10 protein-coding genes are annotated in these 24330 nt (G+C 50.8%); 2 read left to right on the top strand and 8 right to left on the bottom strand.

Annotation, left to right across the window (positions count from 1 at the left end; translation table 11 throughout):
- Window positions 1–193 precede the first annotated feature (193 nt).
- Window positions 194–6889 carry a hypothetical protein gene (locus tag P2H89_RS06805; protein ID WP_275825830.1) on the top strand — a complete coding sequence of 2232 codons (6696 nt, stop codon included), beginning with the start codon at window positions 194–196 and terminating at the stop codon, window positions 6887–6889.
- 78 nt (window positions 6890–6967) lie between these two features.
- Here P2H89_RS06805 and P2H89_RS06800 read toward each other — a convergent pair whose 3' ends face one another.
- The 8 genes from P2H89_RS06800 to P2H89_RS06765 all read right to left on the bottom strand — a co-directional run bounded on the left by P2H89_RS06800 (window position 6968) and on the right by P2H89_RS06765 (window position 20897).
- Window positions 6968–7348, bottom strand: coding sequence for a hypothetical protein (locus P2H89_RS06800; RefSeq protein ID WP_275825829.1), 381 nt, complete (start codon window positions 7346–7348; stop codon window positions 6968–6970).
- A gap of 341 nt (window positions 7349–7689) precedes the next feature.
- Window positions 7690–8241, bottom strand: a complete 552-nt coding sequence (locus P2H89_RS06795; protein ID WP_275825828.1) for a LytTR family DNA-binding domain-containing protein — start codon at window positions 8239–8241, stop codon at window positions 7690–7692.
- Between the two features lie 186 nt (window positions 8242–8427).
- Window positions 8428–8952: a hypothetical protein gene (locus tag P2H89_RS06790; RefSeq protein WP_275825827.1), complete on the bottom strand. Its 525-nt coding sequence runs from the start codon at window positions 8950–8952 to the stop codon at window positions 8428–8430.
- A gap of 29 nt (window positions 8953–8981) precedes the next feature.
- Complete coding sequence (locus P2H89_RS06785; protein ID WP_275825826.1) at window positions 8982–10508, bottom strand: SusD/RagB family nutrient-binding outer membrane lipoprotein; 1527 nt, start codon at window positions 10506–10508, stop codon at window positions 8982–8984.
- A gap of 51 nt (window positions 10509–10559) precedes the next feature.
- Window positions 10560–13712, bottom strand: a complete 3153-nt coding sequence (locus P2H89_RS06780; protein WP_275825825.1) for a SusC/RagA family TonB-linked outer membrane protein — start codon at window positions 13710–13712, stop codon at window positions 10560–10562.
- A gap of 160 nt (window positions 13713–13872) precedes the next feature.
- A complete protein-coding gene (locus tag P2H89_RS06775; protein WP_275825824.1) occupies window positions 13873–16233 on the bottom strand; it encodes an alpha-L-rhamnosidase N-terminal domain-containing protein in 2361 nt (786 codons plus the stop codon).
- A gap of 120 nt (window positions 16234–16353) precedes the next feature.
- Window positions 16354–17838 (bottom strand): RagB/SusD family nutrient uptake outer membrane protein, encoded by a 1485-nt coding sequence (locus P2H89_RS06770; RefSeq protein WP_275825822.1) that lies wholly within the window; start codon window positions 17836–17838, stop codon window positions 16354–16356.
- 29 nt (window positions 17839–17867) lie between these two features.
- Complete coding sequence (locus tag P2H89_RS06765) at window positions 17868–20897, bottom strand: TonB-dependent receptor (RefSeq protein WP_275825821.1); 3030 nt, start codon at window positions 20895–20897, stop codon at window positions 17868–17870.
- A gap of 440 nt (window positions 20898–21337) precedes the next feature.
- Here P2H89_RS06765 and P2H89_RS06760 point away from each other — a divergent pair, with 440 nt between their 5' ends.
- A complete protein-coding gene (locus P2H89_RS06760; RefSeq protein WP_275825820.1) occupies window positions 21338–24328 on the top strand; it encodes a SusC/RagA family TonB-linked outer membrane protein in 2991 nt (996 codons plus the stop codon).
- Window positions 24329–24330 lie beyond the last annotated feature (2 nt).

The following is a 24330-nucleotide window of genomic DNA, read 5'->3' as shown; positions in this document are numbered from 1 at the left end:
ACAACAAAGCGCCTCTTCCCAATCATAACCGTTGTTGGTTTATTGCAGCCCCATTCAATTAGTAGCAAGTTCGTCAACTTTTATTTACACCGACATATAACTGGTGAGTGATCGGCACGTCATGTGCATGCACTTTCCTACCATACTCCGACCCTTTCTCCGTAGGTATCTGCACAATAAAAAACACTGATCCATGGTGAACATTTACACGCTGCTAAGGGTGCTAAGCATGCTATTGCTTTGCCCTACTCTATTATTTGCACAATCTACCAGTTGGAAAGGAACCTACAGCAGCTCCTGGCGAAGCACTTCCAACTGGACCAACGGCATCCCGTCCTCTACCAAAGATGCCATCATTGGCGACGCGAATTTTACGGGCTCCTTTCAGCCACTCATTTCCCGATCGGCAACAGCCAGGTCGCTTACACTTGGCGGCACTAAAGCATCTACTTTGACCATCAGCCGCAACCTCACAGTTTCGGGGGCCATCCTCATCAACAGCAACGGTACGATGTCGCACGGCAAAGGAACGGTTACCTTTACCGGCAACTGGACCAACAATGGCGTGTATGCAGCTACCACCACCAGTTCGCTCACTGTAATGGCAGGCATTGCGCAAATAATTGGCGGCAGCGTTACCACTACGTACAGGCGACTGACGGTTAATGCGGGCAGCGTAGTTACCTTAGGTCGCGCAGTTAATGTGACCGGCTCCAGTAGTCTGCTCACTGTAAAAGGAACCTTTGATCCGGGTACCGGTGCCGGCTTCCTGGCTACTGCCGGTGCTTTAACGACGGATATCAATTCGCTGTTGAAGGTCAATGCCGCCACCTTCGCCGCCAATTATACCATAACAGGTACTACCACCCTGCATGCCGGCAGCACCGTTGAATATGCGGCCGCCGGCAATCAAACTGTCAGCAATTCCTATACTTATGGTACTTTACGCATCAGCGGATCCGGCACGAAAACACTTGCCGGCAACCTGACCTCGCTCGCCTCCAGTGCCGCCGCGTATGGAAATATCTATGTGGCAGCTGGCACGCTGGACCTGAGCAGTTTTACCGCCAACAGAGGGGCCACCACAACTGGCGGCACTTTTACCGTACTGAACGGCGCAGCCTTAAAAATAGGTGGCACCAATTCTTTCCCCGCCAACTATGCCACGAAGAACCTGGGCCTCACCAGCACCGTTGAATACAGTGGTACCGCACAAACGGTGGCCGCACTGACTTATGGGAACCTCTTGCTGACCAGCTCGGGTGGCTCAGTCACCAAAACATTTCCGGCAACGCCGTTCACCATTGCCGGCAACCTTACCAGTGCCATTGGCACAGGAACCGCGGTTTCTTTTACAGCCGGCGCCGCACTGACCATCAACGGACAGGTCAGCATTGGCGCTTCTACCACTTTTAACGGCGGTAGTGCCACGCATATCGTCTCCGGCAACTGGACCAACAACGGCACGTTTACCGGCAATACCAGTACCATTACGCTCAATGGTGCGGGTACGGTGGTGAGCGGCAGCGGCGCACAGAACTTTTACAATCTCAACCTGGCCGCTTCGAACATTACAGCAGCGGCCGCGACCAGTCTCAATTTGTCGGGCGATCTCAGCACTACAGGGGCCGGCGTGTTCACCCATCTGCCGGGAGGCACTACTACCCTATCCGGCACCTCCAAAACCGTCAGCGGCACCGGCATTACGCTCGACAACCTCACCGTATCCGGCAGCATCACCACAGCAAGCACGCTCACTGTAACCGGCAATCTCGCTGTAGCCGGTACACTGAACCAAACGGCCGGTACGTTCACCATGAATGGCGCCAGCAAAACGATCAGTGGCGCCGGCACCAAAACATTTGCTACCCTGTCGATCCCGGGATCGGTTACTACCGCCGTGAACTTTACCATCAATAGCGGCCTCGATGTAGGTGGCAGCGTCACTGCCACCGCTGGTACCGTTACTTTCGCCGGCACCTCTACGGTAAATGGCACCGCCAACCTATTTAATGTTACACTGAATGGAACTTCCCTGCAACTGGCAGCCAATGCTACGCTGGGTATTGCAGGTGCTTACACGGTTACTGCCGGCACCTTGAATGTTACGGCCACTATACCCAACACGGTCAACTTCAATGGCACCATTCCACAATCCGTGAACGGAGGCACTTATCACCACCTCCAACTAACGAACACTGGCGCAAAAACAGCCGGCGGCGCTATTACCACCAATGGCAACTTTTCCATCGGACTTGGCGCCTCCTTCGCTGCCGGCGGAAGCATTCATACCGTGCAGGGCAACTGGAGCAACCAGGGTAGTTTTGTTGCGGGCCTCGGCACGATCGCACTAACCGGCACATCCCCCGCCTCCATATCAGGCACCAATACGTTCAACACCCTTACGATCAATAAGACATCTCCGACCACTGTTGTTGAGTTACTGAACGGTACCACCGCCGCCATCATCAATATGACTTCGGGCATTGTGCGTACAGGTGCCAATACCCTTACCATCACCAATACCAGGAACGGTAACGGCATTATCACCGGTATTATTCAACGACTGCATGCTTTTGTGGCCGGCACAACCTATGCCTTTGAAAGCCCCAACAATACGATCACGTTCAACTCCATCACGGTGCCGGTGACCAATGTTACGGTAGCGGTAACCCCGGGTGCTCTGGGAGATTTCCCTTTTGGCAGTTCCATCAACCGGGTTTATAATATTTCCATCCCTTCGGGTACCTATACGGCCACGCTCAGGCTTCACTATGAAGATGATGAACTGAATGGCAATGCGGAATCAAGTATGCCATTGTGGAATTATGCAGGAAGCGCCTGGGCCAATGTGGGTAAGACTACCAACAACACGACCAATAATTATGTAGAGTTGGGTGGCCTCTCCAATATTGACACCCGGTGGACGCTTTCTGATGCGCCCAATGTAACCCGATGGACGGGTGCTGCCAGCAGCGACTGGAATACCCCCGGGAACTGGACAGCTATTCAGGGAAGCCCGGGCGCCGTACCCACCGCCAACGATATTGTTGAAATCGGTGTTGTTGCTTTCACCAATCAACCCGCTATCGGCACGGCTGCCAATGCCAAAGGCATTTTGTTTGGCAGTGCCCAGGCTGCTACCCTTACCCTTAATGCCGGCGGCTCTCTCACCACTGCTGGTAATATCGGCGGCATGTGGGCTGCCAACAATACGCACACCATCAACGCAGGCGGCCAGGCCATCAACGTAAATGGCGATCTTACGCTGAGTGATGGCACCGCAGGGCATGCCATCAATTTATCCATCGGCACCGGCTATGTAAGTGTAACTGGTAATCTCACTCAATCGGGCGGCGCCAATGTTACTTTCGCCGGCAGTGGAACGTTGGCCATCGGCAACAATTACACTTATAGCAGTGGCACCTTTACGCCGGGAACAGGGACTGTTGTTTACAATGGCGCCAATGCGCAAACTGTTGCCGGTCTGGGTTACAATAACCTAACCATCAACAAAAGCGGGGGCATTGCTGCAGCAGCTACGGCCACCACTATTGCAGGCAACTTTCTGTTGCAGGGCGGCGCGCTGAATCTAAATGCCAACACCTCCGTAACCGGCAACGCTACCATCAATGCCGGCAGCATACTGAGTGCGGGTAATATTACCCTCACCACGGGAGGCAATTGGAGCAACGGCGGTACTTTCATGCCTGCCAACAGCACGGTATTGCTCAATGGCAGCGGAGCGCAGTCAGTTTCCGCGTCACCTTTCTATAACCTCACGATCACCAAGAGCGGAGGTACGGCTACCCTTACCGGTATCAGCACGATCAACAATGATCTGGCTGTCACAACAGGCAGTTTCGATATAGGCAGCTTCAGTGCGTCGCGAAGTGCGCCCGGCGGCACGTTCACCCTCGGCGCGGGCGCCACCCTCACCGTAGGCGGCGCGGCCAACTTCCCAGGCAATTATACTACCTACAATATCAACGCAGGCAGCACCGTCAATTACAATGCAGCTTCCGCCCAATCGGTTACAGGTGTTAATTATGGCAACCTGCAGCTATCCAACGGTGGCACCAAAACTTTGGCGGGCAATACTACCGTGAATGGCAACTTAACGATTGGCAGCGGGGCTACTTTTAATGGCGCCACTTATAATATCGGCCTTAACGGTAACTGGGTCAACAATGGCACTTTCGCGCCCGCTACCAGTACTGTGTTGCTGCTTGGTTCGTCCAAAACCATCAGCGGCAATACCACCTTTAACCGGGTTACGGTATATGGAAGTTATGCCGTGAGCGGAAGTGATATCACTTACAATGGCTTACTGAATGTTACCAGTACCGGTAGTTATGACGGAGGGGCAGGCAATGCAACGGTAAGCGGCGATCTTATCAATAGTGGCAGTTTGATCAGCAATGGGGTCACTACCTTTAGCGGCACTACACAACAAACGATCCGCTTTCTCAATGCGCTCGTCTCCAACTCATCGGGTGTCATCAACTTCAACGGCACGGTTTCTCCTATTTTAAACTCGACCAGTACGCCCACTTACGCTAATCTTAATATCAACAATACCGGCGGGGTTAACCCCAGTGTGAATTGGCTGGTACTGGGCAATTTCTCCATCGGTAGCGGTGCCTCGTTCAATGGCGGCTCACTTACCCACACCATTAAAGGTAATTTCACCAACAATGGCTCGGTAACCAGTTCGGGGGTATTGTTATTCGATCCAGCCACTGCAGTCACCGTCAATGTGGGTAGTTCCTTTTCAAGTACCGGAACCTTGATCCTCGATGGTTCTGGCGTCATTACCCTGCAAGGCACGCCCACTTCGCTGCAGCATGTGGATATTGAAAGTACGGCCGGGATTACGCCACCCACGGGCTGGACGATGAATGGCAACTTCACCGTCAACAGTGATGCAATCTTCAATGCGGGTGCCAACACCTATACGGTTGGCGGCAATATTGAGAGCAATGGCATTTTGAACGGTGGCACATCTACTTTCATCATGACCTCCGCAACGGGCCTCCTCACGGGCAGTCCCGGTACCAACTTCTACAACTTCACCATTACCGGTAATGCTACCGCAAACAATAACTTTCAGGTTTCGCACGATTTCACCAATAATGGAACGATCGACGCTACGGAAGGAGAATTGGTGATGACGGGCAATACACCGGGCAGTATTGGCGGCACTACCAACCCTTCGAACATTGCCCAGGTGATCATCAACAAAGGATACAATATCCCTGTAACGCTGGCGCGCAACCTGGCCGACATCAGCAGCGTTCGCATCAGCCGCGGCACTTTTGATATCGGCACCTTTACACTTACCCAGGATGCGGTTGACCTCGGAGAGTTGCTGATCGAAGACAGTGCCACGCTAAAGATTGGCGGCACGAATACCTTACCTGTTTTTGATTCATACGTACTCGACACCCTCAGCACGGTCGACTATGCCGGCTCTACGCAAAGCATTGCCACCAATGTTATCTATGGCAACTTAACCGTATCGGCTGCAGGCATCAAGACACCTGGAGCTGCCCTTACCTTGCTGCATGACTTCAACCTAAGCAATGGTACTTTTACAGGCGGCAATTTTACCCACCTGCTGGGGGGCGACTGGAACATGACCAGTGGCACCTACACCAATACAGGCACTACCATTCAGCTGAATGGCGTCGACACGCAGTATATCGCTTCGAGTGGCGCCTTCAGCAACCTCACCATCAACAAAGGCAGCGGCCCTTCGGTGCTGGCCAGCCCCGTTACGATCAATGGCACACTTACGTTTACCAGCGGCCGTCTGTGGTTGAAGAATAACAACCTTACGTTGGGCACGGCTGCCAGTGTTACGGGCGCCAACGCTACCAATTACCTGGTAGCTGACAATTCCGGCGCGCTGGTGCAAACGATCAACGGAGGCAGTACGAAAACCTATCCGGTGGGTACAGCCAATCATTTTATACCGGCTACTGTGGCACAGGCTGGTGGAGCCACTACCGACAATATTTCGGTGCGTGTGCTTGACCATGCTTATACGCAGGGCGAAACGGGCGGTGTGATTACCAATGGTGCTGTGGATGCTACCTGGCTGGTCAGTGAAGCGGTACCGGGCGGCTCCAACGCTACCATCACATTGCAGTGGCCAGGTGTACTTGAACTGCCGGCCTTCCTGCGGTCTGTAAGCCGGCTGGCACACTTCTGGACAGGCGGTTGGGAATATGGTTCCAGTAGCTTGTCGGCCAGTGGCAGCGATCCTTATACGCTCAGCAGATCGGGCTTTACCAGTTTCTCACCTTTTGCGGTTAGTTCGAACCTGGCCTTGCCGGTCACCTGGCTTTCCGTAAGCGCAGAGAACAAGGGGCGCGATAACCTGATCTCGTGGTCAACGACCAATGAAACGGACAATGAGTATTTCGCTGTTGAAGTATCTCCCAATGGGGCCGACTTTACAGAACTTGGCCGTGTACCCGGCGCCCGCACTACTGACCTGGAGCAGCACTATTCCTTCCTCCACCGTAGCGTGCCCTATACCACGGCATGGTACCGCATAAAGCAAGTGGATCTTGATGGCCGTTACTCGTATTCAAAAATGGTAAGGGTCGTTATAGGCGACGCCACCCGCAGTGGATTGCAGTATGTAACCAGCCCGGCACGCGACCAGGTTACGTTGTTCCTGCGCGCAGAAAGAGCCTTTGCCAGTCAGCTAGTGGTCGTTGACGCGGCGGGCAGGATCGTGCACCGCCAGTCCGCACGATTCAACACCGGCAATAACCTGCTCGAGATCAATGTGGCCAAACAGCCTGCGGGCATCTACTTCCTGCAGTATATCGACGAGCACCAGGAGAAACAGGTGGCAAGGTTTCTGAAAGACTAAGAAAAACCACCCTAACAGCAAAAAGCCGCGACCCATCTGGCGCGGCTTTTTCTATTGTATCATCATCTGTAACTAATGCTAGGCAGTTCTTTTTTTGCCCTTGTATCTTTCACGGGCGTCGGACCGCATCTCTTTCTTGTTTTCTTTGTACGCCTGAAACTGCTCGCTGGTCAATACTTCTTTGAGTGCTTTTTCACGTTCCTGGTTGGCTTCCTTCAGTTTCTTCATCTTGGTGGCTCTATCGCCTCCTTCGGTTTTGACAACAGCAGCCTTTGCGGTAAAGCTTTCATTGATGGCCTGCACTTTCGGCACCTGTTCGGTGGTGAGGTGTAGTTTTACCGTCATGGAATCCGTAATACGTTTGGCAGCGGCCGTTTTATCGGCCGGCTGATCCTGTGCCTGGACCATGGACAATCCTGTAAGCAGGACAACGCACAATGCAATAACATACTTCTTCATGGTAATACGTTTGCTTTTAAGTTAAGGGAATCATTTACGTCTGTAAACGCTTGTTACAGTCCGGGTGACCTTTTTACCCCGTGGTTCCTGAACAATTCAGACCGTGCCGGGGACAAAAAGTTTAAAGAGGGGTTAAAATTGTAGGACCGTCGGGCAGCCAACGAGCTTAACTTGTTGAAATTGTGCAGATGGCCACTGATCACCCTTATAAAAACATAAGAGGGCCATGAATGGCCCTCCGCAGCAAAAAACTTTGCACATGAGAAAAATTTGAAACCCTTGTTTTGTGATCAAAGTGCCTTACCAGGGGCACTTTTTATTAGACTGCTTATAAAAAACACTTACTCACCCAGCCACTGTCTGAACTGGGGTGCACGCAACTTGCTGATGATAATATTCGCGTGGTCGCCGGGAGCCAGGTCGATCCTCAACGTTCCATTGAACCAGATCACGATCTTTTTGATCGATGACCTGCTCACTATGATCTGCCGGCTGATCCGGAAGAAGTCGCGCGGAGATACGGTATGTTCGATCTCTTCGATGCTCGCCTTCAATATATGATTTCTGTCATCCTTGGTTTTAAGGTACACCGTCTTGTTCTCGCAATAGAAAAACGCCACCTGGTTAATGTGAATGGAAGTGAGGTGCCTGCCTGTTTTCACCAGGAACCGTTCTTTTTCTGCCTGGTACCCACTACCCTGCTGATGCTCCTGCAACAACATGGCGGCACATGATTTCAGGAGCCGTCGTATCAATTCCGGCTCCATTGATTTCAGTTTATGGAACAGCTGGTTTATTTCCTGATCGGAGGAAGTCTCATCGGCGGGCGGATCGCTTTTTCCCTTCAAATGCGTGATTGGCAGAGCGGTCCTGGTGTTGGTTTCTTGTTGCATGGCTAAAGTGCTTCTGTTACTTGGATAGATGACAATGCAAATTACCCTGCAGCAACCTCTTACACCGCCCAAGACCTACCAACGCCAAAATAGCACGATGAATGCGGCCGCCGCATTTCATCGTGCTATTCGGGATTCTATCGCCATTATCAACGGCTGGCAGTTATCCCGCCAGCCGTTCGGCCATTACACCTTGTAGGTGGTTTTGAAGGTTTTCGCCCTTCCATTGATCGTGTAGCCAGCTGTAGGCTCTTCGAACTCGAACACGAGGCCATAGGTTTTGCCGGGTGTGAGCTTCGATTTCTTCAACACGATCCTGATCTCTGCCATGCGACCGCCAGCAGGCACCGTTATTTGATCCAACGGTTTAACCAGGGTATAAGCGTCTGCCGGCAATGCTGTAGCGGTAGCCGGAAGCAGCGCATTGTTCAATTTGAGCTTTACCGTAACAGGGGCAGTTGGCAAATCAACCGATGCATAACGTACAAAACCTACCAGTACGTCCTCTTCCGGCAAGCTGGCTGTGAGGGCAATGCTATAAGTGGTCGCATTCAAGGCTTGTTGCTGGCCTTTGCGCAGCATTTCCACCATATTGGGCATTGGCGTATCGATCAGGTCGTTTGCAAAATTGTCGACTTTTTTTAAGCAACCTGTGAGCAGGGAGGCTGCCAGCCCCATATACATCGTGAATATTATGTGTTTGATCTTCATGATTGTCCTTATTAACTTTTTGGTAATTTCTATCGTACATCCCAGAATAAGCGAGACGTATATACATCTATGGTTCCCTGTGCCTTTACAACATCGCCGTTGGTCGCCACTTCGTCCTGCGGATAATACAAACGCACAGGTTTCTTGCCAATCTGACCGCTATTGACCGAGAATGGTACAGCCGGATAGTCATTTCTACGGTATTCGGCCCAGGCTTCCAGTCCATTGAAGTTTGCGAGGGCTACCCATTTCTGATAGAGGATGGCTTCTATCTTGTTTGCTGCCGCATCGAAATCTGCACTTCCTCCTATGAGTTCTGTGGCAGCCGAAGCAGGAGCTCCTAATAAGCGGAAGGACTCCCTGATCCCTTTTTCGTACAAAGCCTTGCTGCTACCCAATGCCGCTATACCCAAACGCTCGGCAGCCTCGGCTTGCAGGAAATAACTCTCGGCAGCCGTGAACACGACCTGTGCTTTTGTTCCCTCTCCTCTAACCACCAGACCAGGACCGATGGGCGAAGTTTTGGGAGCCAGGTATTCATCACCTTCTCCACCAAATTCTACACCAACGTAATCTTCTTTAAGTCCCTGGTAGAAGGCAGGTGCATTGGCGGGCCTTTTTCCGGGTGCCACATCTGCAATGTACTTTAAGCGGACAGTATCGTCTGAAGCGATCAGCGTATCGATCAGGTGTTTACTGATCCTATACAAGTCCCGGCCCTGAACAGATGCATCATTCTGGTCGAAACCAGTATACGCGTAAACAGGATTCAGCTTTCCGGATGTTTTTGCATAGCCGGGCTGACAAGCTACATCCATCCCCTCCGTGAGGAATCCGCTTCCTTCTGTCAGGATCTTCTGGATCTCATCCTTTATGAAATTCTGGCGGGCAGTCACCAGGCTTTGGCGCATGAGGATACGCAGCTTGAGTGTGTTGGCAAACTTTATCCAATCGGCAGAAGTTTTACCACCGCCAATATAAAAGATGTTAGCGCCCAGGGAAGCGGGCAGTGCGTTCGCCTTAAGATCAGCGATCGCTCCGGTCAGCAAGACGATCAGCGAATCGTAGACATCCTGCGCTTTGTCGTATTTAGGTTGAAACAGTTCGATACCCTTGAAAGCTTCTGAATAAGGAACGTTTCCATACAGGTCAACCAATTCCTGATAGCGTAATGCCTTCATGATCTTGGCCGGCCCCTTCAGAAATGATACTTTTTTCGCATCGGCCGAATTGATCACCAATTGGTAATCATTCAGGTTGTCGAATATATCTCCCCAATAGGTAAAATCACCATTCGAAAAACTGTACGTCTTTTCCGGCGTACCGGTTGTATAGCTGGTAGAATGGCCCCAATAGCCGCTCCAATAACTTCCGAGCAAATTACCGCCGCGGGGAGCAAAATAGGCTGTTTGATTCAGCGCATTGGTGAACACCAATGCCGGATCTGCTGTTGTTGCCAGGTTCGGGTTCTTATTCACATCGATGAATTTCTGGCACCCGGTACCGGCCATCCCGGCTAAGGCTGCCACAACCCAAATACTTTTATATAGTTTCATATACTCTTAGTTTCTTTATTATCTATACAAGGTTGATTAATCAAGTGCATTTTAGAAAGTGAGCGCCAATGTAGCGCCATAGGAACGCACAGGAGGTGTATTGAGTGTATTGTTGATACCAACGCCATTACCTGTTGTGCTGGCAAACTCAGGATCGGTATAGACATTGTCTTTGGGCAACAGGGTCAGCAGGTTGCGACCGATCAGGCTGAAGGACGCGCTTTTCAGGTAACGAACTTTGTTCACAATGGCAGCGGGAAGTGAATATGTAAGGTTTACTTCACGCAACTTCCAGAAATCACCTTTGGTCACGAAGTTTTCGCCCGCATATTTGAAATGGCTATCCCAAAATGCCCAGTGACCATCGGCTACGGCAATTGACGTATTGGGTACAAACTTACCGGTACCATCATCATAAGAAGAATTGGGAACCACGAAGTTCTCACGACCATATTTTGTAGTTACCGCCGCAACACCTGTAAAGGTCATAGTAGAGCCAAGACCATGGAAAACATAATGACCACCACGATACTCTGCGGTCGCTGAAAGGGCAAAATTCTTATAAGTAACCCGTGATGTAATGCCCAGGTTGTGCTTGGGAATGGTGCGACCGATAGACATCATTTCCGTAGACCTGACCGGATATCCCGTAGTTGCATTCACAACAATACGGCCCAGGCTATCTCTTTTGAAAGCCGTAACCTTCAGGTATGGATAAGAGTTTCCTTTTTCCGCATACGTATTGGCTGTGACAACTCCGGACTCTGTATAACTGGTGCCGAGTGAAAGCGCAGACATATTACCATACAGTTCTTTCACCACATTGTCATTGTAGCTGTAGTTGATGTTCACGTCCCAGCTTACATTCTTCGTCTTCACTGCCTGTACCTTCAGTTCTGCTTCAAAACCCTTATTGTCCATACGACCTGCATTGAGACGGGCACGACGATAACCGGTACCAGCGCTCATATCGACATCGATGATCTGTCCGTCGGATACCTGGTAGTAGTAAGTAAAGTCAAGACCGATCCTGTTTTTCAACAACTGCAATTCAAAGCCACCCTCGAATGATTTTACAAACTCAGGTTTCAAGGAAGCAGATGGAAATGTATTGTCAACGGTAGTTCCCGGTAACGATCCATAGGGGAAGCCGGCACCCAGGTTATATACCAGGTCGAGTGAATACGTTCCAATATTATCGTTGGCATTCTTATTGTATCCCGCTCTTACTTTTAAATAGTCAAGTATGCCTGTTTTCAGTGAGGGGATCGCGTCCGTAACGACAAACGAAAGATCTGCTCCATAATACCAATACTGGTAAGATGATTTGTCGGCACCTTCCTTAAAGAACAAAGAAGTTCCATCTCTCCTGGCAGCGGTATGTAAAAAGAGGTAATCATTTAAACCAACCGTCAGGTCGCCATAGAAGCCATACTTTCTCTGCATGGTGTAAGTTTGGTCACCGACTAACTCACCAGTCCTGTTGGATATATTGTACAGTTCTGGAATTACAATTGAACCTGACTGAACGTTGAGGTAATTGGTAGTACGCTGTTGGATGTTGTTACCCAGGATCAAACTGGTAGTAATATTTTCAAAATCCTTTTTGAATGTGACCAACAGATCGGAGTTAACCCTGTTGGCAGAATTGATCCTGTCTCTCACGCCGCCAAGAATATCGGCACCAGCCCTATCGATCCCGTCATAATCGTTGGACCAAGGTTTAGGCACATAAGCGTCGTTCTTTGCCCAGTTGGAGTACAGGAACTGTCCGGTTGTGATCTTCTCTTCGAGGTTTGTATTCGTAAGGCCCAACCTGTAAGTGGCGCCAAACCAGCTAACTGGACTGTATTGCAGGTCAAAGCTTCCATTGAAGCTCTTGGTATTACCTCTCCATCTCTGGTTATCGAGGTTGAACCAGGGGTTGTTTACATAGTCATTGTAATAACCATTGGGATTTGCAAACTTATTGGTTTGCCAGTCGCGCAGCTCCGTTAAAGGAACGTGGGCTGCGGCATTCAGTACAGCACTATAAAAATCTGCGTTGGTACGATCAAAACGATCCTGTGCATAGGTTGCCTGGAAGCCAGCCTTCAATTTGCCAACAGTTCTGCTTCCGTTGAACCGGAATGCATCCCTGCGACGGTTATCTCCAGGCGTTACACCTGAAATCAACGCATCCTGAAAGGACATATAGAAAGAGCTTTTTTCGTCTCCGCCGGAAACAGATATATCGTTCTGAACCACATTGCCCAGGTCCCAGATCTTTCTTTTTTCATTGGGGCGGGCGGTGTAGGGCACCATCAGGGTGTCATTATCTTCAGTAACCCTTCCAAGAGGTCTCCGGGAACCGTCATATCTGGCTCCATAAGACTGGTTTTCGAATGATCTGAAATTCTGTTCAGGAGTATAAGCATATCCGGAACCGTTACCAAATTCGTTCTGGAACTCGGGCATAAAACTCACCTGTTCCAGGTTCGCGGAGCTTGTAAGGGTTACCACATTACGGCCGCTGCGACCCTTCTTGGTATTGATCACAATGGCACCATTAACACCATCCGAACCATACAAAGTGGCCGCCTGACCACCTTTCAAGGTAGTTACGCTTTCAATATCATTCGGATTGAGGTAATCGAGCGTGCTATTGGGTACCGGTACACCGTCTACCACAATCAGCGCCTGGTTATTACCCGTGATTGAACGATTGCCGCGTAAAACCACCCGCGTATTGCCCTGCACACTGGAGTTAACGTTTGTAATCATCAGTCCCGAAACCTTGCCGGTCAATGCACTGGCGAGGTTGGGGTTATTGGCGGCAGTGATCTGTTCACTTTTGATCGTGGAAGCCGAATAACCCAATTCTTTGGGTTTACGACGAATACCAAGTGCCGTAACAACTACTTCATCCAGCGTTCCGCTCTTCTTAAGACTAACGGAATAGGTATTGGCTGCCTTTACCGTGATCCTTTCGGACTCCATGCCGGCGGCAGAAATAACCAGTACAGCGCCCTGCTGTGCTTCGACTGAAAAAGAGCCTTGTTCGTTGGTAGATGTACCTTTCGAGGTACCTTCAATGAGGATCGAGGCAAAAGGGATGGGAGCTCCTTTCTCATCGATGACCTTCCCCGTAACGGTTCTGGTCTGAGCCACGGCCATCACCCCATACATAAGCAGCAGGGTAAATAGCGATAGGATTCTTGACATGTGAACTTGTGCTTTGGTTAATAAAAGATTAAACCAAATAGACAACTTTCCACGTCAATTTGAATCGCAAGCCGACCGAACCAGCAGATTAATGTAATCAGGCACAATTTCAGTGTACCGAATTGCAATCGCAAACCCATAACCGAAGCCTAACCGGGCATCACAGGTCTATTTCCTGCGATCCCGCATGCAATGTTTTCTTAATGCCATTCCAAATAAATGTGCCTGTCAATGTGCCGGGCAGTATAACGGTGGCATGTACACCCTTATTTCCTTTTCGCTGCACCATCACGACAATTTCACCATCAGGGTGTGGCATGCGACCGCTTACCTGTTGCAGTTCGCCCAGTTGTGGCATCACCTGAACCTTTTTAAAACCCGGTTCGCCCGGAGTAATACCGCAAATGGTGGCCAGGAAATCATAATTGGGGCTTGCACTCCAGGCATGGCAATCGCTGCGCGTGGGATCGGGATTTTCAGCAAAGGTGGTGAGCCCGTTCGTCAGCATATCGCGCCAGGGCTTCAACTGGGAGTAATACAACTGTCCCATGCCTGCCTTTTTTAATGCGAGGGTGAGGTAGAACCTATAGTAAAAGGTAGCCTGACTTAGCGACTTATCATATAGCACCTTGTTCATCACCGCCTGCTGCTGTTGTGCCGGCACGGCTCCGGTTAGCACACCCATAATACCGGCATGCTGACTGAAGGTATTGCGTGCAGGTGTATTGGCCATCAGCTGACGGCTGGTATCGAAGCATGCCTGGAAGGTGCCCCGCGCAAGATCAGCCGCAGTTTTCGTGTAGCGAGCCGCCTGGACCGGTTTCTTAAAATAGGTAAACAGCTCAGCAGCCTGCCTGAGGGTGTACACATATTGCAGCGTAAGGATGGAGGAGTTGCCATCAGTGGCGCCATCGGGCACTCCCATGGGGAAGGCATGATTCCAGTCGGTGAAGTTCCACCACTTCATAGGGCCAAGCATCTGCCGGCTGTTGTCGATATGTTTCTCGTACCAATTCAGTACTCCTTCAACCCCTGTCAGGAACTGACCAAGGAAGGCTTCGTCACGGCGATGCATGAAATAGTCGTACACCATAGACACCCAATAGAGTGAGAACGGTGGTATCACCTGCAACCTGTTGCTGGGATAACGCCCCTGTGTCAATCCTTCGGGCACCCGCGAATAATAAAAGTCGAGCAGGGCCTTTCGCATGAGCCGGTCGTCGCCCGCCACATAAAGTGATATAAGCGACTGTATTCGCGTATCACCTTCATATTGCAATTGCTCATAGTAAGGGCAATCGTAATAGGTTTCTCCTGCGCAGAGTCGCGCGGTACGCCAACCCACCTTCCAGATCTCCTGCAAGGACGCATCATTGCTGCTGAAGGAGGCTTTTGCTTCGAACGGATAACCGGTATACATGCCATACAGATCGTCCAGCACCAGGGGTTCCTCTTTCGTGGTGATATCCAGCTGCAGGTAACGATAGGTGCGCAGCCAAAGTGGTCTGAACAGGCGCTTCTCTCCCCCATCGGTTTCAAACACATCAAAATTCCCCTGGATCTGTTTGCCTTCTATTTCATTCCTGTTGGCTTTGCCACCGGGACCAAAGAGGGCTTCCGCATACGTGAGTTTTACCCGGGCGCCTTTGCCGCGGCTGAGTACGAGTTCGGGATAGGCTACTGTATTGTACGTTTGATCGAGGAGTATGCTCACTGTTTGATGGGCAGGTATCATCAACGGCTGATTGCCCCCGAGGAATGCCCCGGAAGCCTCTATACCTGCCGATCTCCGCACCGATGGTATACGCTGTTGCTTTTCTTCCATCAAGGGTATGTTGCGCGGGGCCAGTGTCCACAAATTATCGGTACCATATCCCACAGGTACCGGTGATGTGATCGTAGTTGCCGTTGTCCATGCACCATCATTGTAACCGGCTCCTTCCCATTGCCAGGGGTATTGCGCAGCCACCACACTATCGCCCGGCCCTATTACCATATACGTGTGCAGGCGCGGACCATTATCCAGGGAACAGGGATAATAGGCTTTGTTCTGCGATACCTTCCAGGAGCGGTTGGTGTTGATCACCTGCTCCTGTTCGGCGTCGCCCTGGAGCAGGAAAGCGGTTTGATTGGATATCTGTGCTACAGCGGCGTGCTCGCCCATATTCCATACCTGCGCTGCGATGGTGTTGGCGCCCGCCTGCAGGAAGGGTGCGATATCGATGGTTTCATAGTACCAGTTGTACAGGTCGCCCCTGGCCGGGCCATTACAAACGGCTTTGCCATTTACGAACAGGCGATACCGGTTATCGGCAGATACATGCACTACGAACCGGGCTGGCCTGGCGGTTACCTGAAAGGTCTTCCGGAAATGATAGACACCATAGGCGCGACCGGCGATATCCGGACAGGTTATCCAGCTGGCTTTCCACTGATCTTTGAGCAGTGCAGGATTGATGGCTGTTTGCCGGGCGTTGGCGAAGGAACAAATGAACAACAAAAGGATAGCAGGTATTTTCATTACATATAGCATTGAGTGGTGAACAACCGTTGCTTAAATGTATCGAAAATACCCTACACTAAAATGGCTTGCAGCACGCAAAATGCCGCAAGCCATTCTATGTTTTTTCTGTTCGTGCGATCAGTTTGCCAATGGATTGTTCTGCAACTCTACATCGGGCAATGCAAATATGGTTTTATTGGGTGTTGGTTTGCGAACCGGCTGTTTGATCACGCTACGCACTTCGGTAATCAGTGTGGCAGCGCGACCGGTACGCACCATATCGAACCAGCGCTTCGATTCGCCAATGAATTCATAGCCTCTTTCGCGGAAGACCATATCGTCAAAGGCCGTTTGTGACAAAGCGGCGGGCAGATCGGCCAGCAGGCTTGGGTCATCAAATGGCACTCCATAGGCCCTTCTGCGTACCTTGTTGATCGCTTCGTAAGCGGCGGCTGTAGGTCCATTCACCTTGTTTTCTGCTTCTGCATAGATCAGCAGTATATCGGCAAAGCGGTACAGGTAAAAGTCATTGCCATTGCCGGTATCGATAGGTGCATTGGGATCTTTGTATTTACCCATGCGCAGTTCGTACATATCCAACTCTGTTTCGGCTTTGGTCACTACCCCGTTGATGATGTATGAATCATACAGGCTGAACTGGCGGCGCAGGTCTTTGGTATCCCAGTTCTTGATCAAAGGCGCCTGTGATATGATACCGCCGAATTTATTGCCACTCACGGAATAGCCGGCGGCTTTTGCTTTAGAATCAGCCCAATAAGATGCCATGAATGCGCCCCTGTCCAATACCTGCGAAAACTTCAATGAAAATACATCTTCGAGGTTGGTGGGCAGTGTTGGTGAATAGACCGTTGCCAGCGATGCTTCGAGGTTATAACCATAGACGGCTTTGTTATCGATGACCTCTTTGCTTTTCTCCCTGGCTTTTGGGTAATCTCCCTGCGTGAGGTAAACATCGGCCAGGGCTACTTTGGCAGCCCCTTTGGTGGCACGTCCCGGCGCGCTGGTTTTGTTGGGCAGTACGCCTTCTGCAAACTGCAGGTCGTCCACGATCTGTTTATAGATCACCGGCACTTCCGATTTGGCGAGCGCCACATCGCTTGAGTTGACGATCGGCGTTAACCGCAATGGCACTTTACCCCAAACCCGTACGGCAAAATAATAACAGATAGCCCGTACAAACCGTGCTTCTCCATATGCCTTGTCTTTGATATCCTTGCTCAGGGTGGTATTGGCATCCAGCGCCACCAGCAGGTAATTAGCACGCCCTATTGCTTCGTACAGGGTTGTCCACGGCTGTCCCAGACTGTTTGGATTGTTCATGATATTGTTATAGTTGCTCCAGGCTACCTGCGTAGGGCCTCCATCGGCATACTCACTCATCAGCTCTATTCCCAGGCCAACCGTTGATTCCCAAAGCCGGCCACGGCTCCTGGTGAGGGGTTCATACACACCGGTGAGTGTTTGGTCAAGGATATCAGGCGTGAGCTGTCCGAGGGTCAAGGTGGCTTTGGGTTTTTCTTCCAGCATTTTATCGCAGCCGGTCTGGCTGATGCCAACCAACAGCAGCGTTATGAGTAGCACATATAAATTAGTCGGTCTCATATCTTAAAAATTTATGGTATTGGAGGGTGTTAAAAACTGATACTGAATCCGAGGGTATAGGTTTTGGCAGAAGGGTATGCGCCGAGATCTACCCCCTGACGCCGGTCGTTGCCATTGAAGGTGTTTACTTCCGGATCGAATCCTGAATAATCGGTGATGGTGATGAGGTTTTGTCCACTCACATACACATTGAGACTCTTAATAGCCCTGCTGTTCAGGTTGAAGGTGTAATCCAGCCGGATATTGCGCATGCGGAAGAAATCGGCTTTCTCCATAAACCGTGAGGAGCGTAAATGTGCGTTACCCGCCAACAGACTTGGCTTGGGATAAAACTCATTGGCAGCTTTCAGTTTATTGAACTGGTTGGAGATAACCGGCGTAGTGAGTTCGAAGAGCGCAACATTATTGATCAGCGAACCACTTACGCCAGCCCAGATCATGCTAAAGGATAGCTTTTTGTACCGAAGCGTTGGCGATATACCGTAATAGAGATCGGGGTACGGACTTCCCAGTATCTGGTTGTCGAGCGCATTGATGATGTCGCGGCCATTGTTGTCTTTATCACCGTTTAGGTTTTCATGCAGGGGTATGCCGTCCTTGTCGAGGCCCAGGAACCTGGGTCCAAGGAACGCGGATAGTGGCTGACCGGCGCGGATGATACTGTTGGAACCCGAGGCATCGTTACCGCCGGCGATGGTGGGGATGTCTTTGTTGTCCTTTGTTTTAGTGACCTTATTCTTGTTCTGTGAGAAATTGAGATCAACGGATAAGGTCCAGTCTTCCGAATTGATAATATTGGCGCCCAGCGACAGCTCCCAGCCTTTGTTCTCCACTTCTCCTACGTTGTCGATGATCTGTCCGGGGCCGGTACCAATGCCCGAGCCAACCCCTGCCGACGGCGGTAATTGTACCAGGGCCAGCAGGTCGGTCGTCTTTTTGATATAGTAATCAAAGGTGAACCGGAACCGATCGCTCAATAAACCAAGATCCACCCCAATATTGGTTTGGGCGGTCGTTTCCCACTTCAGGTTGGGATTGGGAAAAGTGGGCGCCACGCCCACGGCCAGTCCGGAACCGGCTCCCTGACCGGTATTGACCGTTTTGCCGAGCAACAGCGACTGATAGGGCTTGATGGCGGGATTGCCTGCCTGTCCCCAGCTGGCGCGCAGCTTCAGGTTCGACAGCCAACCGAAGCGTTCCATAAACTCTTCGCCCGAAACGCGCCAGGCGGCCGATACGGAAGGGAATACGCCGTACTTATTGTTCTCGGCAAATACCGAGGCACCGTCGCGGCGTATGCTGGCGGCCAGCAGGTATTTATCCTTCAGGTTGAACCTCACCCTACCGAAGGCGGAGATGATGGTGTTTTCTGTAACATCGGTAAGGGGTTTACTAACGGTATTGGCCGAACTGAAGTTATAGTTCTTGAGGTCGTCGCTGCCAAAACCCGAGGCGGCCAGGTCTGTCTGGTTGTAGCGGTCGCGTTGAAAAGACACCCCTCCAATCGCTTCCATAGTAAGGTCTTTACCGAAGCTGTGTTTGTATTCCAGGAAATCCTCTGCCAGTGCTGAGGTCTTATCATACTGGCCCAACTCAGCTGAACCAATATTATTACCCAGGCGGGGAAGTATGCGCGGGAAATAAAGATCGCGCCGAATATGGTAGAAGTCGCCGGATATCCTGGCGGTGTTGGTAAGTCCTTTCGCGATCGTCCAGCGGATATCGATGCCCCCCTGTATACGGGTGGTGGTATTGCGGTCGAGCACTTCTTTTGCCACGGCCACCGGGTTTTCGACATCGATACCGTTAAAGCCGAAAGGCGATGTGTCGGTATAGGTTCCATCGGCATTCTGAATACCCACGGTAGAGATGGAACGAAGTACGGAACCAATACCCGATTTGCCGAAGTTGCGGGTATTGTCTCCTACGGCAGGAGAAAAACCGTTCTGTATGGCGCGGGATACGGTGAAGCGTGTTTGTATGCTGAAATGATCGCTGAGCTTATTATCCAGATTAACCCGTATGGAGCCGCGTTTGTAGCCACTATTCAGCACGATGCCCTGCTGATCGGTATATCCACCGGATATATAATACCGGCCCTTGTCGGTGCCGCCCGATACGCTGAGGCTGGTATTGAGCAAGGGGGCGGTCCGGAATACCTCATCCTGCCAATCGGTACTGATCGTTGGCGTGAAGTTGGCGAGCTCTGCCGGTGCCGCCTGACCGGAATTGACGTAATACCTTTTGGCAAAGTCAACATACTCCGTACTGTTCATCATTTCCAACTTCTTGCGTACCTGCTGCAATCCGAAGGAACTCTCCAATACGATCCGTGGCTGACCGGCCTTACCGGATTTAGTGGTAACCATTACCACACCGTTGGCGCCCCTGGAGCCGTAGATAGCTGTTGCCGATGCATCTTTCAATACTTCGATGGATTCTATATCGGAGGGATTGATGGTGGCGAGGCCGTTGGCGCCGCGCACATCGTCGTTGAACTGCGGCAATCCATCAATAACGTATAACGGTTCGTTGCCGCCTGCTATGGATGATACTCCGCGAACGCGGATACTGATCCCTGCGCCGGGCTGTCCGGATGTTTGCTGTACCTGCACGCCGGGCATGCGTCCCTGCATGGCCTGCTCAACACTCACCACGGGCATTTCACGGAGTTTATCGCCCCGCATGGAGCTTACAGCGCCCGTTAGATCCGTCTTGCGTTGCGTTCCATAGCCCACCACAACCACATCGGCGAGGTCCTTTACTTCCTCTTTCAGGGACACGGTAACTGGCGAACCGGCATTGACGGTCAACTCCTGCTGCAGGAAGCCGACCATGGAGAAGCGAAGCACAACCCTATCGTTGGTTGTCTGCAAGGTGAAGCTGCCATCGTCGGCAGTAGTCGTAAAGAGGTTGGCGTTTTTGATCTGCACGGTTACACCGGCGAGGGGTTTGTTGTCGGGCGAAAGCACTTTCCCGGATACCTGTTTGTTTTGGGCAATAACGTTCATGGCCCCCAACAATACAAGGATCACCAATAGTAATCTTGTCTTGGGCATAGCAATAGTTTTAGTTAGTATGGTCGTTAGAAGACCTATACCAAGTTCAATCTTTTTTTACACAACTGCCTGTTTATTAACGGAAACGTTTGCAAATACCCATCAAGAACACACTATCACGTTTTAGCATAACGGTATAACCAGGGTAGTACCCCACAGGCAGCTCATTAATTGTCTTGTTTACAATTAAAGTTAATTTCCGACAATAGCCGGTTAAATGCCATAAACGATAATTTGTTGCTAAGGAATACTTTCGTTATATCCTTTATAAATGCATTGAATCAAAGGCCGTGAAACCCGGCGGGGACTCATTTTGCCATACGCCTTATCGCCCCGATCACTTAGTGTACCCTAATCATTTAGTAAATAAACTATAACACCCTTTCCTAGCAGAAAGTGACGATTGTACATAAACACTAAACAAACAAATCAAATTGCTTATGATCAAGCTAATTGCTGGCGTAGGCATAGCGTCCTGGCTATGCTTATCACCGGCCACTGTCAGCGCATTTGCCTCCGACCGGCCCCTCCACAAGAAGGGCAAGGTTGCCATTACGGTTACCGGTACTGTAAAAGACGCAAAGGGCACTCCACTTCCCAGTGTTTCGGTACAGGTGAAGGATTCTCCGCGCGGCACCTATACCGACGCCAGAGGTGCTTTTTCTATCGAGGTAACAGACGGCGAAAGTATCCTGGTATTCTCGGCAACTGGCCTTGCCACTCAAGAGCTGAAGGTGGGCACCCAAACCACGCTCTCGATAACCATGCAAAACCGTACCGGCAATCTCGATGAGGTGGTGGTGGTAGGTTATGGCAAGCAAAGGAAAGGAGATGTAACCAGTTCGATCGGCAGCGTTAAGGCCGAAGACTTCACGAAGGGGTTTGCCCGCGATGCGGGCCAGTTGATACAAGGCAAGGTTGCCGGTGTAGCGGTAGTTACTGCCAGCGGTGATCCCAACTCTACCACCCAGATCTCTCTTCGCGGCAACAGCACGATCTTTGCATCCACCCAACCACTGGTTTTGATCGATGGTATCCCTGGAGCATTGAATACCGTAGCGCCGGAAGATATTGAAGCCATCGACGTTTTGAAAGACGGATCGGCTGCGGCGATCTATGGCACACGGGGTACCAATGGTGTAGTATTGATCACCACCCGCAAGAAAGGAAGCCGCCCGGCTACCGTTAATTACGAAGGCCAGGTGAATATTCAAACCATTGCCCGTAAGATGGAATTCCTGGATGCCGATGGATATCGCCAGGGTATTAAAGACGGCATTTTCCCCGCCAGCTTCGACAAAGGTACTTCCACAGACTGGCTCGATGTTATCAGCCGGAATCCTGTAAGTCATACCCATAACTTGTCGCTGCAGGGCGGCAACGCACAAACCAATTATATCGCCTCGGTGAATGTGCGTCAATGGCAGGGTTTCTTCAAGCGCTCCGAAAACGAACAGCTGCTCGGCCGTGTGGATGTAAACCATTCCATGCTCGACAATAAGCTGAAGTTCAACCTGAACATCATTGGCCGCAACCGTACTTACTTTGCTGCGCCCAACTATGCGTATATATACCGGCAGGCTATAATCCGCAACCCGACAGATAGTGTATACAATGCTGCCGGGTTTTACCGCGAAGATCCAAATGCCTATAACTACGACAACCCGCTTCGCCCCATTATGGAAGTGGACGGCGAAACGGTCCAGAATGAAACCCGTTATAGCGCCAATGTCATCTACTCGCCCATCAAAGGTTTGAATGCCAAACTGCTTCTTTCAACCGTTAAGCAGACGGGGCTGAGCGGCTATGCTGAAAACAACAAACACCGGGCTTCTGAAACCTTGAGAAGGACCGGCTATGCATCCCGTGGCACGGATTACATGCGCGACAACCTGATGGAGATCACGGCCGACTATACCCGTAGCTTCAACCAGCACCGGGTGACCCTGCTGGGTGGCTATAGCTGGCAAAGTGTGACCAATGAAGGTTTCGGTGCCAACAACTCCAATTTCCCTACTGACCTGTACTCTTACAACGTATTACAATCGGGTGATGCCCTGCTGTTGCAGAATGGCGCTGTGGGCATGAGCAGTTATAAGAATAATTACCGCCTGATCGGTTTCTTTGCGCGGGCGAATTATGTATTTGACGATAAGTATATGGTGATGCTGAGCTTACGGAATGAAGGCTCTACCAAGTTCGGAGAGAATTACAAACGGGGTAGTTTCCCCGGCGCTTCTATCGGCTGGCGCATCAACCGGGAGGACTTCATGGCCAATGCCACTTTCATCAACGATCTTAAGTTGAGGGCTGGTGTCGGTGTAACCGGTACCACGCCTACTGCTTCGTACCTGTCGCTGATCAGCATGGTTTACAGCAATAACCGTTTCCTGTACAACGGTCAGTGGATACAGCCCATTGAACCAGCCCGTAATCCCAACCCGGACCTTCGCTGGGAGAAGAAAACAGAATACAACGTTGGTCTGGACTTTGCGATCTGGAAGAACCGTATCAGCGGTAGCCTCGACTGGTATCAACGTAACACGGTCGACATGCTCTATGACTTCCCCGTGCCTGTGCCACCCAACCTGAACGGCTTCACCACCGCCAATGCCGGCGAAATGAAGAATACCGGTTTCGAAGTGTTATTGAATGCTGAGGTTTACCGTACCCGCGATTTTGAAGTGAATGCCAATCTCACCTGGTCATACAACAAGAACACGTTGGTTTCTATCTCATCTGATCCCAAATTCCAACTGGCCAGTCAGTTTCTTGAGGCGGGATATACCGGTGAGCCCATCCAAACAGCTACACACCGTACTTTAGTAGGCGGTCCGGTTGGTATGTTCTACGGATACCGTTCGATCGATGTTGATGAGAACGGCGGATGGATCATTGAAGGAGAGGATGGAAAACCCAAGCCGATCAAGGATGCGAAAGTAAATGACAAAAAATACCTGGGCAATGGTATCCCTAAGCACACTGCCGGCTTAAACCTGAATTTCCGCTACAAGAAACTTGACCTGGCTATCGGTATGCGTGGTGCATTCGATTACCAGATCCTCAATTTCCAGCGCATGTATTATGAAAACCCAAGTGTGAAAGAATATAATATGCTGAAGAGTGCGATGGATCTCGTGTATGGCAAGAAGAGACTTAACTCTCCCCTCGCCTATGTATCGCACTACATCGAGGATGGTGACCACTGGAAGATCGACAACGTAACCCTTGGCTACAATGTCATCAACGGCGGCGCTAAATACCTGAAGAATCTTCGCGTATATGTATCGACCCTTAACCTGGTCAGCATTACCGGCTATAAGGGCCTCGATCCGGAAGTTACGCGACTGGGGCTCGATCCGGGTAATGACTCCAGGGATAAGTATCCTACGATGCGCACATTTACCCTGGGTTTAAATATGACATTCTAATC

This window comes from Paraflavitalea sp. CAU 1676, from assembly GCF_029223285.1.
Lineage (GTDB): Bacteria > Bacteroidota > Bacteroidia > Chitinophagales > Chitinophagaceae > Paraflavitalea.
Note: the sequence above shows the minus strand (reverse complement) of the source record. Positions and strands in the feature narration are given on the sequence as shown.

Coding starts and splice junctions, on each gene's coding strand:
- P2H89_RS06805 (WP_275825830.1), top strand. CDS start 194: ATGGTGAACATTTACACGCTGCTAAGGGTGCTAAGCATGCTATTGCTT.
- P2H89_RS06800 (WP_275825829.1), bottom strand. CDS start 7,348: ATGAAGAAGTATGTTATTGCATTGTGCGTTGTCCTGCTTACAGGATTG.
- P2H89_RS06795 (WP_275825828.1), bottom strand. CDS start 8,241: ATGCAACAAGAAACCAACACCAGGACCGCTCTGCCAATCACGCATTTG.
- P2H89_RS06790 (WP_275825827.1), bottom strand. CDS start 8,952: ATGAAGATCAAACACATAATATTCACGATGTATATGGGGCTGGCAGCC.
- P2H89_RS06785 (WP_275825826.1), bottom strand. CDS start 10,508: ATGAAACTATATAAAAGTATTTGGGTTGTGGCAGCCTTAGCCGGGATG.
- P2H89_RS06780 (WP_275825825.1), bottom strand. CDS start 13,712: ATGTCAAGAATCCTATCGCTATTTACCCTGCTGCTTATGTATGGGGTG.
- P2H89_RS06775 (WP_275825824.1), bottom strand. CDS start 16,233: ATGAAAATACCTGCTATCCTTTTGTTGTTCATTTGTTCCTTCGCCAAC.
- P2H89_RS06770 (WP_275825822.1), bottom strand. CDS start 17,838: ATGAGACCGACTAATTTATATGTGCTACTCATAACGCTGCTGTTGGTT.
- P2H89_RS06765 (WP_275825821.1), bottom strand. CDS start 20,897: ATGCCCAAGACAAGATTACTATTGGTGATCCTTGTATTGTTGGGGGCC.
- P2H89_RS06760 (WP_275825820.1), top strand. CDS start 21,338: ATGATCAAGCTAATTGCTGGCGTAGGCATAGCGTCCTGGCTATGCTTA.